The 16,640-nt window shown below is 53.0% G+C and carries 9 protein-coding genes; all 9 read right to left on the bottom strand.

Annotated elements, in window-relative coordinates; all coding sequences use genetic code 11:
• Positions 1-17 precede the first annotated feature (17 nt).
• Complete coding sequence (locus AB1598_06520) at positions 18-800, bottom strand: molybdenum cofactor biosynthesis protein MoaE (protein ID MEW6144659.1); 783 nt, start codon at positions 798-800, stop codon at positions 18-20.
• Entirely contained in the window at positions 790-1,980 is a 1,191-nt protein-coding gene (locus AB1598_06525) for a putative sulfate/molybdate transporter (GenBank protein MEW6144660.1), read from the bottom strand. The genes AB1598_06520 and AB1598_06525 overlap by 11 nt, the downstream gene beginning before the upstream one ends.
• Positions 1,981-1,984: 4 nt before the next feature.
• Positions 1,985-2,989: a GTP 3',8-cyclase MoaA gene (moaA, locus tag AB1598_06530; protein ID MEW6144661.1), complete on the bottom strand. Its 1,005-nt coding sequence runs from the start codon at positions 2,987-2,989 to the stop codon at positions 1,985-1,987.
• Complete coding sequence (gene fdhF, locus AB1598_06535; GenBank protein ID MEW6144662.1) at positions 2,989-6,405, bottom strand: formate dehydrogenase subunit alpha; 3,417 nt, start codon at positions 6,403-6,405, stop codon at positions 2,989-2,991. The genes moaA and fdhF overlap by 1 nt, the downstream gene beginning before the upstream one ends.
• Positions 6,406-6,452: 47 nt before the next feature.
• Positions 6,453-9,683: an FAD-dependent oxidoreductase gene (locus AB1598_06540; protein ID MEW6144663.1), complete on the bottom strand. Its 3,231-nt coding sequence runs from the start codon at positions 9,681-9,683 to the stop codon at positions 6,453-6,455.
• A 404-nt stretch (positions 9,684-10,087) separates the two neighbouring features.
• A complete protein-coding gene (locus AB1598_06545; GenBank protein ID MEW6144664.1) occupies positions 10,088-11,527 on the bottom strand; it encodes an FAD-dependent oxidoreductase in 1,440 nt (479 codons plus the stop codon).
• Positions 11,528-12,037: 510 nt separating this feature from the next.
• Positions 12,038-14,344, bottom strand: coding sequence for a right-handed parallel beta-helix repeat-containing protein (locus AB1598_06550; GenBank protein MEW6144665.1), 2,307 nt, complete (start codon positions 14,342-14,344; stop codon positions 12,038-12,040).
• Between the two features lie 20 nt (positions 14,345-14,364).
• Entirely contained in the window at positions 14,365-15,468 is a 1,104-nt protein-coding gene (gmd, locus tag AB1598_06555) for a GDP-mannose 4,6-dehydratase (protein MEW6144666.1), read from the bottom strand.
• Positions 15,469-15,574: 106 nt separating this feature from the next.
• On the bottom strand, positions 15,575-16,624 hold the full coding sequence (locus tag AB1598_06560) for a UDP-glucuronic acid decarboxylase family protein (GenBank protein ID MEW6144667.1): 1,050 nt from the start codon (positions 16,622-16,624) through the stop codon (positions 15,575-15,577).
• Positions 16,625-16,640 lie beyond the last annotated feature (16 nt).

Genomic DNA, 16,640 nt, shown 5'->3' on the forward strand with positions numbered 1-16,640 from the left:
CTGTCTTGGTCTATAGATTAAACAGGCAATTTGTATGCCGTTTTTTCATGATAGTTATAATCGGGATCCGATATGATATCCGGGTCGTCCGGGGTCTCGGCGTCCGGTCCGATGAGCTTCCCGTCCTTCCAGCTTTCGGTGCCGTCGTCGTAGTTCTCGAGCTTCCATACGGGCACCTTCGATTTCACTTCGTCTATAATAAAATCAATGCCGGCAATGCTTTCCTTCCTGTGCCCGGAGGAAACCGCTACGAAAAAAGCTGTCTCGCCGACATTGACCTCGCCAATCCTGTGCCTGAGCACGACATCGTGGAGTCGGAATTTCTCCATCGCGGAGAGGACGATTTTATTTATCTCCCTCTCCGCCATCTCTTCATAAGCCGAATAAGTGATAGATACCACTCTTTTGACCGCCTTTCCCGTGCTTGATTTTTGAGCAGTGTGGTCATTTCTTACAATCCCCTCGAAAATGAGGAAAGAGCCTGAGCTCTCTCTCCGTACCCGCAATACGCTCTCGACGAATTCGAACGTTATCGGGCTATTCGTGAGGTATGTGAAATTCCCTCCCGAGATCGGGGGCAGGAGAGCGACCTCGTCCGAGTCCCCGATCCTGTCATCGTCCTGAGAGACGGATTGGTTTACGACGACCCGGAATGTTTCCGCACTTAACTGCGGATGGATGCCGAATAGCGATGCCGTCATTTCCCTGACGGAGCAGCTTTCCCGGTCGATGCAGAGGGTCAGCTCCTTTACGCCTGCGATCGACATCAATCTGCCGAACAAGAGCACGTTAACTTTCATTTCTCACTCCGAGCGACCTCCTTGCTATGGGTTCGAGATAGTAAATCAACGTGCCTGCCAGAAGACCGTAGACGTATCCGTTCTTGATAAAGACGCATATAAAGCCGACTATGAGGGCTATTATGAGCTCTTTCGAGCCGGCCGTTTTTTTAATAAATTTAGTCAGGGCAAAACCTTCGACCGAGAGAATGACGCCCAGAACAGGGAGCGGGAAGAGCGCGTTGATCGACGAGTAATTGCCTGAAAGAAAGAACGCGATAAGCAGGTATAAAGAGCCGTAGATGAGGAGGGTCCCGCCCGTCCTTCCGCCGAAAGCGTAATGCCCCGCGAGCCCGCCCGATCCGTGGCATACAGGGATTCCGCCGAATAGCGGGTTTACGATGTTCATGAGCGAGTAAGTGTTCGCGAGCTTTTTCACACTCAGCTTTTTCTCGGGGAACAAATCATCTGCGAGCTTTTTCGTCGCGGCGAGAGCATTCGTTATGGAGAGCGGGAGCTGCGGAAGGCCGAGGACGACAAAGCCCGTAAGTATGTCGTATAGTGAAGGTGCATGAATTTGCGGAAGGGATAAATGCATGGCCGGGAAGTTAGGCATCGCCCCGGTGTTAAAGATTAGAGAGTAAAGCAAGCCCAGAAGTATGACCGCGAGCGCCGGAGGGTATCGCCTGTTTCCAAGAAGCAAGAATACAATTACCAAACCCGCTGCGGCTAGAATAATGCCCTCGAGACCCTGCGACGGAATGTAATCCGTGAGCGCAAGAAGCAGCAAGTTCAGACCGAGGCCGAACTGGATTCCCCTTACGACGGAGCTCGGTATGAAGTCGTATATCATTTTTATCAGGCCGGTAAGGTTGAGGAAAAGCATCACGACGCCGAGCCCGATGCCCGCAGCAAGTATCATGTCGGCTCCCAGGCGCTGGGATATGGCCATGACTGCTATTGCTTTCAACGGTTGGACGGGCATCGGGATGCCGTAGAAGAGTCCCGAGAAAATTTGTGTAGCGCCGAACATGACGAACACGCTGACAGGGTCGAGACCTGATGCGAGCAAAATACCAACGATGAGCGGCAGGTCAGTGCCTATGTCTCCGAAAGCGCCTGAGAGCTCGTTCCTGTCTATCCTTATGCGGGACCGAAGTGCTCCGTTAAGCGAGCCAAGCATGAACATTGTATGATTCATCCGGTCAACCTCCTATTTGCGACATTGTCCTCGCTGGCTTTACAAAGCCCGGTTTGTTTATGAGGTGGCCGCGCTCTTTTTTCGACACCGCGTCGACGATTACGTCCCTGATTTCCAGATCGCTCGCGCCTTCTCTCAGGAGATTCCGCAGATCCGTTTCGCCTAAAGAGAAGAGGCAGGTCCTCAGCTTGCCGTCGGAGGTAATCCTCACGCGGTTACAGTGCCCGCAGAAGGGATTGCTTACCGAGCTGATGAACCCTATCTCGCCCGAGCCGTCTTCGAATAGGTAGCCGTCCGCAGGCTCGCTCCCCCCGAGACGCTTGGGAATAAGACTGAGCCTGAGGCCGTGCTCTATCGTCTTGATTATTTCGTCTTGAGTTATTACCTGCTCGATGTTCCAGTCATCCCCGCCGCCTATGGGCATGTATTCGATGAACCGGATTATGTAATTGCTCTTCCGCGCGAGCTCCGCAAAATCGAGTATTTCGCCGTCGTTGAACCCGCGTATTAAAACGACGTTTATCTTGATGGGGCTAAGCCCGATACGCGCGGCTTCTGCGACACCGCGGAGCACCTTATCGTAGTAGCTCCTCCTGGTTATTTCTGCGAAGCTGTCGCTCCTGAGTGAATCGAGGCTTACGTTGATGCGCTTGAGCCCCGCATCCGATAACGCTCGAGCTTGCTCCTCAAGAAAATAGCCGTTAGTAGTGAGGGATATGTCTCTCACATTCCCGACGCCTGCGAGCATAGCCACGAGGACGTGAAGCTCCTTCCTCAGAAGCGGCTCGCCGCCCGTGAGGCGTATCTTGTCGACGCCGAGGCCGGAGAAAATTTCTGCGAGTCTTGCGATCTCCTCGAAGCTCAGTATCTTGTCTTTCTCCAGCCACACCATGCCTCGGGCGGGCATGCAGTACTTGCAGCGGAAGTTGCATCTGTCCGTTACAGAGATCCTCAGATTATTGACCACTCTTCCGAACGTGTCTTTAAGCAGAATTTTCGATTCCTCCATTAATGCACCGGTTTTACCGCGCGCAGAATCTCCTTTACCTCTTCGAGACAAGTGCCGCACGTGACCGCGACCTTGAGCCGCTCCTTGAGCGCTTCGATGCTGCTGCTCCCGTTCTTTACGGCGAGCGTTATCTCGTCCTCGGTCACGCACATGCAGGAGCATACGACTCTCCCCGAAGGGAGCTTTTCTTTGAAATTCCCCGAGATGAGAGTGTCTCTATACTTCGAGATATCGGAAGCGCTCCGGGCGAGCGCCAGCACTTCCTCGGCCCCTCCGGTGTCCCCGATATAGAATCCGCCGACTACGCGGTCACCGCGCACCACTATCTTTTTGTATATCGATTGACCTTTGTCTAAAAACGTGAGCACATTCGACTTTTCATCGTCGGCGTTGAACTGTCCGAATGAAATTATGTCGAGCCCGAGGATATGGAAGCGGTTCGCATCGACCGATTCAGTGTAGCGCGCGGTCGGGTCGCCGCTAACGTGTCTCGCCAGAACGTCCGCCTGCATCGCGAGCAAGTCGGTGTCGTGCGTGAGAACGCCCTTGACCTCAGCCGTTTTCCCTATGGCGTGTATGTCGGGGATGTTAGTCTCGAGCTGCTCTCCCGCGACTATACCTTTATTGATGAGGAGACCGGTTTTGAGCGGCAGGTCGAGGTCGGGCCTCATGACGGATTCGATGAATATAAGGTCGGCGCCTATTTCCCTGCCGCGCCCGATCACCACTTTCCTTATGCCGTCTCTTTCTATTATCTCTTCGATCTCGGCGCCGAGTATTATATTTATACCTCTGCGCGTGAGCTTGTGAAAAATAAATTGAGAGCCCGCTGAATCGACATACTTGTCGAGGAGCATGTTGTCGGGGTCGATTAGATAGACCTCCTCGGCGCCCCGTGATTTCAACAGATCGGCGGTCTCTATAGCGGAGGGCCGCGAGCCTATCACGACAACTCTCCCGAGGACGAGCTCCCTCGCGATTATCCTCTTAGCATCTTCGAAATCGCGTATGGGTCTTATACACTCGGATGAAAACCCTTTCACGGGCGGCAGGTACGTCCTCTTTCCCGGCGCAAAAACGAGCTTGTCGTATGGAAGCGCTTCTCCGTCCGCAAGCTCTACCATCTTTTCGCCGGTTCTTACGTTATTCGGGAGTCTCCCGTCTACCCTTATCCTGCCGTTGGGGATGTTCTCAGCTGTGGTAAGAAGTGTTATATCGATTGCGGGATTGATGTCGTTGATTTTGTGAGCGAGCTCGAGCGCGGAGGGGTCGTTCCCAATTATCAGCACTCGGGACTTGTCGTCGAACGATTTCTTCTCTACCCTCACGGCGCACGCCTTGAATTCCGGCTGCTGTGAGTAAGGGTCTATGGCATCGAGGGTGAGAAGGTTTGCCCTGCCGTTATTCGCGAGGAGCTTCCCCCAGTGAAACGGGAGGAATACCGTGCCTTCCCTGACCTTGTCCGTCACCTTGCACCTCACGGTCGCTTTACCCCTCCGCGACTCGACCAGCGTGAGATCGCCCTCGCGGAGTCCGTACTTCCCGGCATCCACGGGATTAATTTCGAGCACGGGCTCGGGTTCGTTCTTGGTGAGGCTCTCGACCTTTCCCGTCTTCGTCATCGTGTGCCACTGGTCCCTTACGCGCCCTGTAGTGAAGACGAGCGGATATTCGGGGTCGGCGGTCTCCTCCTGCGGGTTGTAATGCACGGACAGGATTTTCGCCTTCCCCGTGTCGGTATGGAATTTACCGTCCGTGTATAGCCTGGGCGTTCCCGGATGCGTCTCATCGGGGCAGGGCCACTGGAGAGGGCCTGTATTTATCAGTCTCTCGTACGTCACGCCCGTGATATCGACGTCGCGGCCCCTGCTCAACTGCTTATATTCATCGAAGACATCCTCAGCGCGCTCGTAACCGAAATGCGCGCCGAAGCCCATCTTATGTGCGAATTTCGTGAATATCCGCCAATCGGGGAGAGCCTCACCCGGGGGATCGACCGCTTCCGAGACGTGGGATATCCTCCGCTCCTGGCTCGTCATCGTCCCTTCCTTCTCGCTGAAGCCGGCCGCGGGGAGAAGGATGTCGGCGAATATGCTCGTATCCGTCGGGTGGAATATGTCCTGCACTATGACGAGCTCGGCTTTCCGGAGCGCGTCTTCGACTTTCGATCCGTTCGGGAGCGACACGACAGGGTTCGTGCATATTATCCATACTGCTTTTATCCTGCCTTCATTTATGCCGTCGTATATCTCGACCGCGGTGAGCCCTTTTAAAGGCGAGAGTCCGTCCGTGCCCCATCTCTCTTCTATCTCTTTCCTATGTACTTCGTCAGCCATGTAGCGGTGTCCGGGCAGGAGGTTGGCGAGACCGCCTGTCTCACGGCCGCCCATTGCGTTTGCCTGACCCGTGAGGGAGAATGGGCCCGCGCCAGGTTTGCCGATGTTTCCCGTAACTATGGATAGATTTAATAGCGCGTTGTTCTTGTCCGTGCCGGAGCTGCTCTGGTTGAGACCCATAGCCCAGAAGCTCATCGCCGCGCTCGCTTTTCCGAATGCGAGAGCAGCTTCCGTAATGAGACTAGAAGACACGCCGCAGATCTCCGATACTTTTTCAGGCGGGTATTCTTTCACCGTATCCTTGAGATTTTCGAACCCTTCCGTGTGCGTATCGATGTAGTCGTGATCGACGAGACCGTTTTCGATTAGAACGTGAATCATGGAGTTGAGAAGGGCAACGTCGGTGCCGGGCTTTAACGGTATGAATATATCGGCTATGCCCGCGGTAGGCGTCTTCCTCGGATCGGCAACGATTATCTTTAAATCACTCCCCTTTTTCTCTTTCTCCTCCGCCAGCTGCATGAACACGACAGGATGGCAGTAGGCCATGTTCGAGCCGATGATGAATACGCAGTCCGTGTGCTTCAAATCTTCATAAGAGCATGGCGGGGCGTCCACGCCGAACGCGCGCCTGTAGCCCATCACGGCAGAAGACATGCAGAGGCGGGAATTCGAGTCGAGGTTGTTGACTTTGAGGAAACCCTTAGAGAGCTTGTTGACGACGTAATAGTCTTCCGTGAGAAGCTGGCCGGATATATAAAAAGCTATCGACTCCGGTCCGTAAGTATTAATGAGACTCTTGAATTTACCGGCGATCCTGTCGAGAGCTTTATCCCACGTAGTCGAAGTGAACGGGGAGAGCCTGGAGTCCCTGATTAAAGGGTGAGTGAGCCTGTCTTTCTTATGGATCGTGTGATGGAGGTTGAGCCCCTTCGAGCAGAGCTTTCCCCTGTTCGAAGGATGGCCGGGATCGCCCCTAACGCCAAGGACTCTGCCTCCTCCCGTCTCCAGTATCACGCCGCATCCCACGCCGCAGTAAGGACAAACGGTCCTGTGCTCGGTCTTCTGATTCAGCTGCAAAATTCTGCTCCCCGTTTTATATTGGATTCGACAGCTTTCTTGCCCCCCTACGCGTCCACCTCCATATCTCCTCTGGGTTTCGCCATGCAGATGAGCGCCTCTCCCGACGCTATCTCTTCGGGTGTAATCCCCTCGACATTGCCCTGCTCGAACCTGCCCCTCACCCTGAGCTTGCAAGTCCCGCAGACACCCTGCTGGCAGCTGAACGGCAAGCTAAGGCCCTCGTCGAGCCCTTTTTGCAGTATCGTTTCGGTGCCTTTGACGGTGACGGTCTTCCCGCTCACCTTGAATTTCACGGAGTATTCTCCTTTTGCCAGGTCCTTCGATTGGACAGCCTCGTTCTCCGCGACTTTTTTCCGGGCTTCGATCGCCTCGGGCGAGTCGAGCATGCCCGCTATTATCTCGGCGAGGTTGTCGATTCCGATTCTGTACACGAAGTCGACGAAGGGCTCTCCGTCATGTCTCATCTCGATATAAGTCCTGAGGACAGTATCCACGGTATCGTTCACTTCATTGGCGGCTATATTTCTTCTCACCACTTCTCCCACCCTGGCTGAGCCGTTCATGTGGCCGCCCAGGTATAGAAAATATTTTCCCGCGCTCCCCGAAAGTCCTATGTCCGCAACCTGGTGCTGCGCGCAGCTGTTCGGGCAGCCGGATATTTGTATGCGCAACTTACTGATCTGCTCGTCGTCTTTATAGTCTTTCCCGCCTATGTGTCTTATGAGCGAATCCGCGGTCCCCTGCGAGTTGGAAACACCCCAGACGCAGAAGGTCGTACCCGGGCAGGCCATCACGTCGAGCACGGAGCCCGAGCCCTTAGGAGCGAGCCCGATCGCGCCTAGCTCCGCGAGCAGCTTAGGGAGCTTTTCCTTTCTTACCCACTGGAGCTCGAAATTCTGCTGCATCGTGTTCTGGATTTTTCCGTCGGCGTAATCGAGAGAGAGCCTCGCTATCGTTCTGGCCTGCGCCGCGGTGAGCTCTCCGAGCGGCACTCTCACGACCACCCTGTAATAGCCCTCCTGCTTCTGCGGGTAGATTCCCTCCTTATCGACGTCACCGTGTAAAGACTCATCGTTTTTAACTTCGACGCCGTGAAGCTGCGGGAATTTCGAGTAATAGATGCTCGAAAACTCTTCGCGAAATTTATCGAAGCCCCAGAGCTCGACGAGCTCTTTCAGGCGGGGGTTCCTGCTGTCGCTTATGTTCCCGTGTCTTGAATAGATTTCTATTATCGTCCTGAGCACCGGTACCGTCTGCTCAGGGGGAATGAAATCGATTAGCCGTTGAGATAGATGAGGCTTCGAGCCCAGGCTTCCTCCTACCCACACTTCGAAGCCGGGAATAACCGAGCCCTCGTGCTCGGCTTCGACGGCGACGTAACCTATATCGTTTACCATCGCGTGCGAGCGGTGTTTGGGACTGTTAGCGAAGTAGACGTTCATCTTGCGGGGCAGCCTTTTATTTATCGAAAGCGAGTTCGTAACTATGTAGTCGTGAGCTACTTTCACCCAGGGCCTCACGTCCAGTATCTCGTCCCCACCTATACCGGCTTCCTCCGAGCACGTGACGTTCCTGATCGCGTGCCCGCACGCTGAGCGAGTGGAGAGTCCGACCTCTCTAAGCCGCTCGTCGATCTCGCCGTCGTTTATGGTCGTCCAGTGGAGCTCCAGCGCCTGACGCGTCGTGATGTGCACCCAGCCTCCGTATTTCCCGGCGAGCTCCGCGACAGTCATGAGCTGGGGCGCTGTAACCTGTCCGCCGGGGACCCTGATGCGCCTCATGAAGTAGCCTTCCTGCTTCTGGCTGCAGTATCCGTGCGACTTAAGCCTAAGGAAATCGCTCGGGTCGATTGATGCGAAGCCCTCCTGCCTGTAACGCTCGAAATCGACTTCCATACCTTTCGATTTAATATCCGCCGGGTTGATTTTGCCGAGCCACGGGCTCTTGACCGTGCGGGGATGCAGGTCCTGAGAAGCGTAAATCGGGCTCTCAGGGGTAAGGGGAACGTCTTTGAGCGGAGGCTCATCGGCGGTAATATCCTTCTCAGGAGTTTTCGCGGCGGAGTTGTCGGCAGCCGCACCCAGTAATAATTCATGCCTGTTCCCGTTCACACCGGTTCTATCAATTATCAATTTGAAAATCTTTCTGTAGTCTTTGATGTCTCCGAGGAATATTGCGCCTACGATGTGGTTGTCCCTGAAAACGAGCTTCTTGTATATGCCCCGCTCCGGGTCGGAATAGACGAGGTCTTCGCACCCCTCCCCGCCGTTGAAATTCCCGACCGAGACCAGGCTCACGCCGGCTACCTTGAGGACGGCGGATACGAGGGACCCCTCGTAGACGGACTCGCCGTTCCCGGCGATGGAATCGGCGGCGACGCGCGCCTGCTCGACAAGAGGGTCGAAGAGTCCGTAAACCATGCCCCGGTGCTCGACGCATTCGCCGAGAGCGTAGATGTTTTCGTGGCTCGTCTGAAGGTAATCGTTGACGACTATCCCTTTCTTCACCAGGACCCCGGCTTTTTTCGCGAGCTCGACGTTGGGCCTTATGCCCGTACAGACAAGGACGAGGTCGGCGTCTAGTATTTCACCCGACGCCAGCCTGACCGCTTCCGCTCTCTCGTTACCGAGTATCTCCTCTGTGACTGCCTTCATCCTGAACTTAATCCCCATCCTCTCGATCAATCTTTCGAGCATGAGACCGGAATCGTAATCGAGCTGCTGCTCCATCAGGTGATCGACGAGGTGTATAACGGTCACGTCCATGCCGTTATCCTTAAGCGCCTTCGCGGCTTCGAGACCGAGGAGTCCCCCGCCTATCACGACCGCGTTCTTCTTGTATCTCGACACCTCGAGCATCGACCACACGTCGTCGATAGTCCGGTACGCGAATACGCCGCTCTTCTCGATCCCTTTTATAGGCGGGATGAAAGCAACGCTCCCAGTTGCGATTACGAGCTTGTCGTAAGCTGACGAGAACCCTTTCTCGGAGCGGACTCTCCTACTCGCGGTATCTATCTCGGTCACGCGCGAGCCGGTGTAGAGCTTCACGCCGTTCTCCTCGAACCATTTCCTTTTTTTCAAATAGAGCTGGGCGAAGCTCTTCTTCCCCGACAGGACCTCGGACAGGAGAATCCTGTTATAGCTGTGGTCGGGCTCCTCGCCGAAAACGACGAGCTCGATATTTTCGTTCTTTTTTCTGAGAATGTGCTCGACGGCGGACTGTCCCACCATCCCGTTCCCGATGACTACTACTCTCTCCTTCGATAAACTCATACTATCTTCTCCCGTTCATTAACAACGGAGCCCTGAACCCCGGCCGATATTGAGGGGCCCTGACTTATGGCATTAGTCTGTCAATGTATTGAGGATTCGCTAAAGCAGAGAAACTCATACGGTTATGTGAAGATGCAACTTGTATGCCATTTTTCTTCTGCAGTGCACAATGAAGAAAAAGCCTGATTTACGGTTGAGAGCAGGAAAGTAATTGAATATAAGATTTATGAAAGGTTACAAATTTGTAAGTTTGTCGACAAAATTGTTTACAAAATGACACTCCAAGGAATTACTTTTTAAGATAATCCCCCTTGGACAGGCTCAAGACCCCGCCGTACGGCCGAGGGACCTGAGCCCGGTTATTACCAGCTTCTTGTGATAGTCAGTGCGCACATGCAAAGAGGTCAGCTTTTGTCCGCACCGAAGTGCTCCGTCACATACCCCGTTCCCTTGAGCGCCGTAAATATCTCCTCGATCGACGTGAATTTGAGGCGCGGTCTGCCGCATTCACCGCCCCTTGCTATCTCAAGGCTGTCGATCTTGAGCCAGTCTTCATACGTTATATAGTGAGGCTGTCTTTCTCTAATTAATTCTTCCACGTGACCGTTGCCCGTACTATTCGGCTTGAGCGAGATTCCGTTCTTCACGTCCTCTATTATGCATGCCGCCGTTTCGGCCGAATCCGTTTTATTCGTACCTATCACTCCCGATGCCCCCCGCTTTATCCATCCGGTCGCGTAGAGGCCAGGAATAGGAGCGTTGGTTCCGGGGTCTATAATCCTTCCCTTTTCATTGTGTATCGTTCCCCATTTATCGTTGAAAGGGATGCCGGGAAGGGGTACCCCCTGATAGCCGATCGACCTGAAAACTAGGCCTGCGGGTATCTCTATGCGCTCGTCCGTCGATCTCGATTTTATGCTCCCGTCCTCAGACCTGTAGAGCTCGTTTTTCATGAGGCGGAGCGTGCCCGCCTTTCCCTCGCCATTGTCGACGATCTCGGCAGGGGAAAGGAGGAACCTCAGGTGGAGCCTCTTCCGTTTATCAGAAACGGAGTTGGCGGCGTATTCCCTTAGTATCTCAATTCTCCTCTCCACGGCCTCGTCGCCGCTAGCAGAGATTTCCTCGAGCGAAAGCTCGTCAGGCTCGACCTCGTCCGTGAGCGCGAGAGGGACTGCGTCTTCGAGCTCACCCAGCTCGCGGAGCTCGGGGTTCGTGAACGAGGCCTGTGCGGGACCTCGGCGGCCGATGATGTAAATGTCCCTGATTTTGCTATTGAGGAGAGTATTGAGGGCGTGCTCGGCGATGTCGGTCGCTCTGAGCTCTTTCTCCGAAAGGCAGAGTATCCTTGCGGCGTCGATCGCGACATTGCCTACTCCGATTATCACGGCGGTCTCGCAGGAGAGGTCGAATTCGAGGTCCCTGTAATCGGGATGACCGTTATACCAGGCGACGAATTCGGTCGCGGGGTGGCTCCCATTCAAATCTTCGCCAGGGATATTCATACGCCTGTCGGTCTGCGCGCCTGTCGCGAACACGACGACGTGATAATGATTTTTGAGGTCTTCCAAGTGTATGTGCTTGCCATATTCTACGAATCCCGTGAACCTGAACCGCGGGTCTTTAGCGATCTTGTCGTAGACCCTCGTCACGGATTTAATCTTCTGATGATCTGGAGCGACCCCGTTCCGCACAAGCCCGTGAGGCGTAGGGAGCCTGTCGTACATATCGATCTCAGCGTCTATTTCCTTGCTCTTTAACAGGTGGTCGGCAGCGTAAAAACCGGCAGGGCCCGAACCTATAACGGCCACCCTGATATGATTTGAGTTCGATTCGATATTGCTCAATTTAAATCCTCCGCATAGATGTGATTGATTTTGGATAGTCCCCCGGAATATACCTGGAGATAACTTCCGATATGAGCTTTTGTAGAGAGCAATTATCGTGCCATATTAAGGTGAGACCACCGACAGGCCCAACTTTCCTTTCAATAACTTCAGACCCATTTTGGAAAGTGCGGACTGGAGAGAACTTCCTGATAAAGAAAAACCAAATATTATGTAGTTAAGGAAATTCGGTGGCGGAGGGCGAGGGATTCGAACACCCAAGTCCTTGCTGACGCCGGTTTTCAAGACCTATTGAAGGTCCATTTTTAACTTTCCGGAATCGTTGAAGTATTTCTAATTCACATTCAATAAACGAATTTCAACTGTTCTATATGGTGGCAAGAATTATGGATGGTTATTTAAAAATGCTTAGAAAGGTGGGAGGGACCGGTCTATGTACGATTCATACCAATCCCGGGTGGGGAAATGATGGGTCGGCAATTAGCAAGTTCGGTAAAAACGCAATCATGCCTAGAGTGCGCCGCCTCCATGTAGGGAAGAGTCGGAAGAACCCGCATAGGTAAACGCGGAAGACTCTTTGGATTCGGCGGATTCGTTACCGGCTTCATCGATGGACGAAACCGTATACGTATATTTAGTTGACGGATCGAGATCCGTATCCGAGTAATGGGTATTTCGTACTACTTTAATCGGGGTCCCGTTGCGATAAATACGGTAACCGTATACCCCGACATTATCCGTGGACGGACCCCACGAGAGATTTACCTGGGAACCCGATATGACGATCGCCGTCAGGACGGATGGAGTTGAAGGAGGGTGAGTATCGGTAAATTTCTGCGTAGTGAACGTACGGTCTCCTGAAACGACAGTATCACCGGAATCACCTTGAGACACCACTCTGTAATGGTATGTGGTTTCCGGTTTAAGCCCTGTTATCAATACAAGATGATTCACATCCGGTTCGGGATCGTGTTTACTCATCTTGCCGTAGGATTCGTCGGTCCCGTATTCCACCTGCGAATCTCCGGGCTCCGCGGTACTCCATGTTATGAGCGCCGAATCATGGGTTACCGATTCACTCCTGATCGAGAGCTCAGTGATTATGGTCTCGCTTTTACAAAGATTCAGGAGCCCTTTTTGTTCCGCGGACATGCTGACAACGCTCGGATCGCGGAAGACCGAGCCTGAATCCTGTCCGGTAACGGATTTCCACTTGGTAAAGTCGAACGTTCCGTCAGCTTTAAATACCGCCAGGTTAAACGCGTTATACCAGATATTCTTATTGGAAGTCAGACTGCTGATAAACCGATCAGCGGGGCTTTCCTTAACATCGATTAGTGATTGAGCTCCTTTCTTCCCCATGATAACGTTGTAGACGACCGTCCAATTCCGGGTATATAGATTCATTTTTTTTCCTGTTTCCCAGTTGTCCACCGTCCTCCCCGTATTAACCCCCCTTACAGCGATTTGACTGTCGCCATTCCCGTAAAAGACGTTTCCGTCGAGAGTGACGTACTGCGAGTTGTCACCTATTATCCCCGGACCTTCTTCGTTGTTGCAGATAGCGCTATCCTGAATCGTGACCGGCCCCTCGCTCGCTTCGACGAATATTCCGTCCTTTAGGTTATTAGTAAGGATGGCGTCTTCGACGGTTACGTCAGAGCAATCGAAATCGCACCAGAACCCCCGGGTCTTGTTCCCCACGGAAACATGCCTCCTATAAGTCCCGTCGTGGATTCTAAGGTGCTTAAGACCAGCAACGGCAAAGCCCGTAAAATTCCCTCTTACGCCTCTCCAGTTATTAAACGAGGTGGTATTTTCTTCAAAGAGCAAATTCTTTATCCGCCACGCCTCCATCCCCCTCCCTCCATTGTGATTAGCCACATTGCCGCGGGCTGTTATATTGTTCGAGCTGTTGAACCTTAGCCCTCCCCAGTTATTCCAGATAAAGGAGTTGTCCTCGACCAGGATATTCGAGGAGTTATTTATATCGACCGCGTTACCGTCGACAGCAGTATTGGCATGTTGGAACACGAAGCCCCTGATTGTCACATTCTTTCTGCTGTCAACGGTAAAAAGCTTGGAGCGAACTGCGACCTCGACTCTGTAATTATTTATATCGACTCCGGCCGGCATCCGCACATATATCTTATCCTGGGACTCCGACACATAAAACGAGTTCGCCAGTAGCTCTTTGTAGGAGAGCACCTGCTTCATTATCTTGCCGCCGACAAATACTATCTCCCTCCTTCTCACTATCTCCGCGAGGTTCTCATCATTCGGCCAAGGCTGGGGGACCGCCCCCCAGTTGTAGGGCCAATTTCGCGAATAAATGTTGTACGACGATTCCTTCTTCCACCCCGTCCAGATGTCGGAACCCGATATAATCACGCTGCCCGGAGAGGAAGCTTTGAAGATGATCGCGGCTTCCGTATTAGAATGATCGGAGACGAAAGGGAGGGCGATCGATTCTCTGTACGTTCCCGGGTTCACGATTACTGTGGTCTGGATGTTGTTCTTGTTGTTTTTATCCGCGAGATAAGCAGCTTTGGATATGGTCTTAAGAGGTCGGGCATTCGTCCCGGCATTATTGTCAGACGCGTAAGGATTATTCCCGTCCACGTATATTTCCGCCGCAGAAAGAGCGCCGCAGCAACACACCGCAGAAACAAAAAATGAAATCAATGTCAGCCGAAGCTTGGAAAGTGTCATCATTGCCTCCTTATCAAATAAACCATTTATAAATCCAGCCTTTGACTTATTCCTCGCCGATACAATCATATTTCCTTTATGCCGCTCAACCGTATCCAGGCTCATGCCGCATCCGACCTGTGATTCTAATCCCCCTTCCACCACTCGTCCGGGTATTTTTTCTTAAGTATCCTGTATCCCTCCCCTACCGGAATCAGCCCCATCTTTTTCATATCAGCGTCTACCATGATTTTTACAAGGTCCTTGAAACCCACCCTGACATTCCACCCCAGGAGATCGACCGCCTTGCGGGGGTCAGCCCTGAGACTCTCTACCTCCGTAGGCCTGAAATATTTAGGGTCTGTCCTCACGTATTTTTCCCAATCGAGCCCGACGTAAGAGAAAGCCTCCTCGACGAATTCCCTTACTGAATGTGTCTCCCCAGTGCCGATCACAAAGTCCTCCGGGGTCTCGCGCTGAAGCATGCTCCACATCATCTCCACATACTCGGGCGCATATCCCCAGTCGCGCGTGGGCTCGAGATTGCCGAGATAGAGGTGACTCTGCCTTTCCATGAGTATATTGGATATGGCCCGGGTTACTTTTCGTGTGACAAACGTCTCCCCCCTCCTCGGAGATTCGTGGTTGAAGAGTATCCCGGTTACGGCGAAGAGATTGTATCCCTCCCTGTAGTTGACCGCCGTCCAGTGAGCCATCAGCTTGCCGCAGGCATAAGGGCTTCTCGGCCGAAACACGGTCGACTCGTTCTGCGGGGGCGGGGAAGCCCCGAACATTTCACTGCTTGACGCCTGATAGAACCTGCACTTGATCCCGCTCCGTCTGATCGATTCGAGTATCCTGACGGTGCCGAGACCCGTAACGTTGTTACTGTATTCAGGCATATCGAAGCTGACCCTGACATGGCTCTGAGCGGCCAGGTGGTATATCTCGTCGGGCTCGATGTTATATATCAAATTCGTCAGCTGGCTCGAGTCGCTGAGATCGCCGTAGTGAAGATAGAGCCCGGCGTCGGGATCGTGCGGATCGACATATATATGGTCAATCCTGTCCGTATTAAAACTGCTCGATCTCCTGATCAATCCGTGGATCTCGTATCCTTTAGACAGCAAAAACTCAGCCAGATAAGAACCGTCCTGCCCGGTTATCCCGGTAATAAGCGCCCTCCTCCGCGGGGTTTCCTTAAAGGGCCGAGATGTATAATCGGTTTCCGCAGCAATAGTAATTGTCATTGTTTCGAATCCTCCGGGTAGGGATGACTTACCGTTATGAAACTACTTCAGGGCTTCCGAACCCCAACGCACCCAGGCGAGGTGAACTATGAACACCACAGGGACGCTAATGCGCAGAGGCGGCGGATTTCTTTACCCTCCCTGTCCCGGCTTTTTCGCTCTTCCTCATGCCGAGAACGGCCTTCTCCGGGATGAATCCTAATTCACTTCTCCTGCCCGAACGCATGAAGTCATCGAAATATTCTATCGTTTTCCTGAGTCCCATCTCGATATCTATGGTCGGCGACCACCTCAACATTTCAGTCGCCAGTGTAATATCCGGTTGTCTTCTCACGGGGTCATCGGTCGGAAGCTCTCTCGAAACTATCTTCGACCCGGAGCCCGTGAGGCCGATTATCAGTTTTGCAAGATCGATTATAGTCATCTCGACCGGGTTTCCGAGATTCACCGGCCCTGTAAAATCTCCCGGCATGTTCATGAGAGCGATGATCCCGTTCACCATATCGTCCACATAGCAGAACGACCTCGTCTGTAAGCCGTCTCCGTAAACTGTTATCGGCTCGCCGAGCAGGGCCTGAACTATAAAGTTGCTCACGACTCTTCCGTCCTGAGGGTGCATTCTGGGACCGTAGGTGTTAAAGATCCTTGCTACTCTGATATCTATCCCGTGCTGACGGTGATAGTCGAAAAACAGCGTCTCCGCACATCTTTTCCCCTCGTCGTAGCATGACCTCGGACCTACCGGATTTACGTTCCCCCAGTACCCTTCCTTCTGCGGATGCATCGTGGGGTCGCCGTAGACTTCGCTCGTCGATGCCTGAAACACCTTGGCTTTCAGCCTCTTGGCCAGACCCAGCATGTTTATGGCTCCCAGCACATTTACCTTCGTCGTCTGTACCGGATCGAACTGGTAATGTATGGGAGAGGCCGGACACGCGAGGTTGTATATCTCGTCCGCCTCTATATACAGCGGGAAACAAATATCGTGACGAACGACCTCGAAGAAAGGATCTCCGATCATGCTCTTTATGTTTTGTTTCGTACCCGTAAAGAAATTATCGATGCATATCACCTCATTCCCCTGGTCAAGCAATCTTTCGCATAAATGGGAACCGATAAAACCGCTTCCTCCCGTGACTGCGATCCTTCTTTTCATTTTCGATCCCTCCCCG

This window comes from Thermodesulfobacteriota bacterium (assembly GCA_040754335.1).
In the GTDB taxonomy this organism is placed as follows: domain Bacteria; phylum Desulfobacterota_D; class UBA1144; order Nemesobacterales; family UBA2774; genus 2-12-FULL-53-21.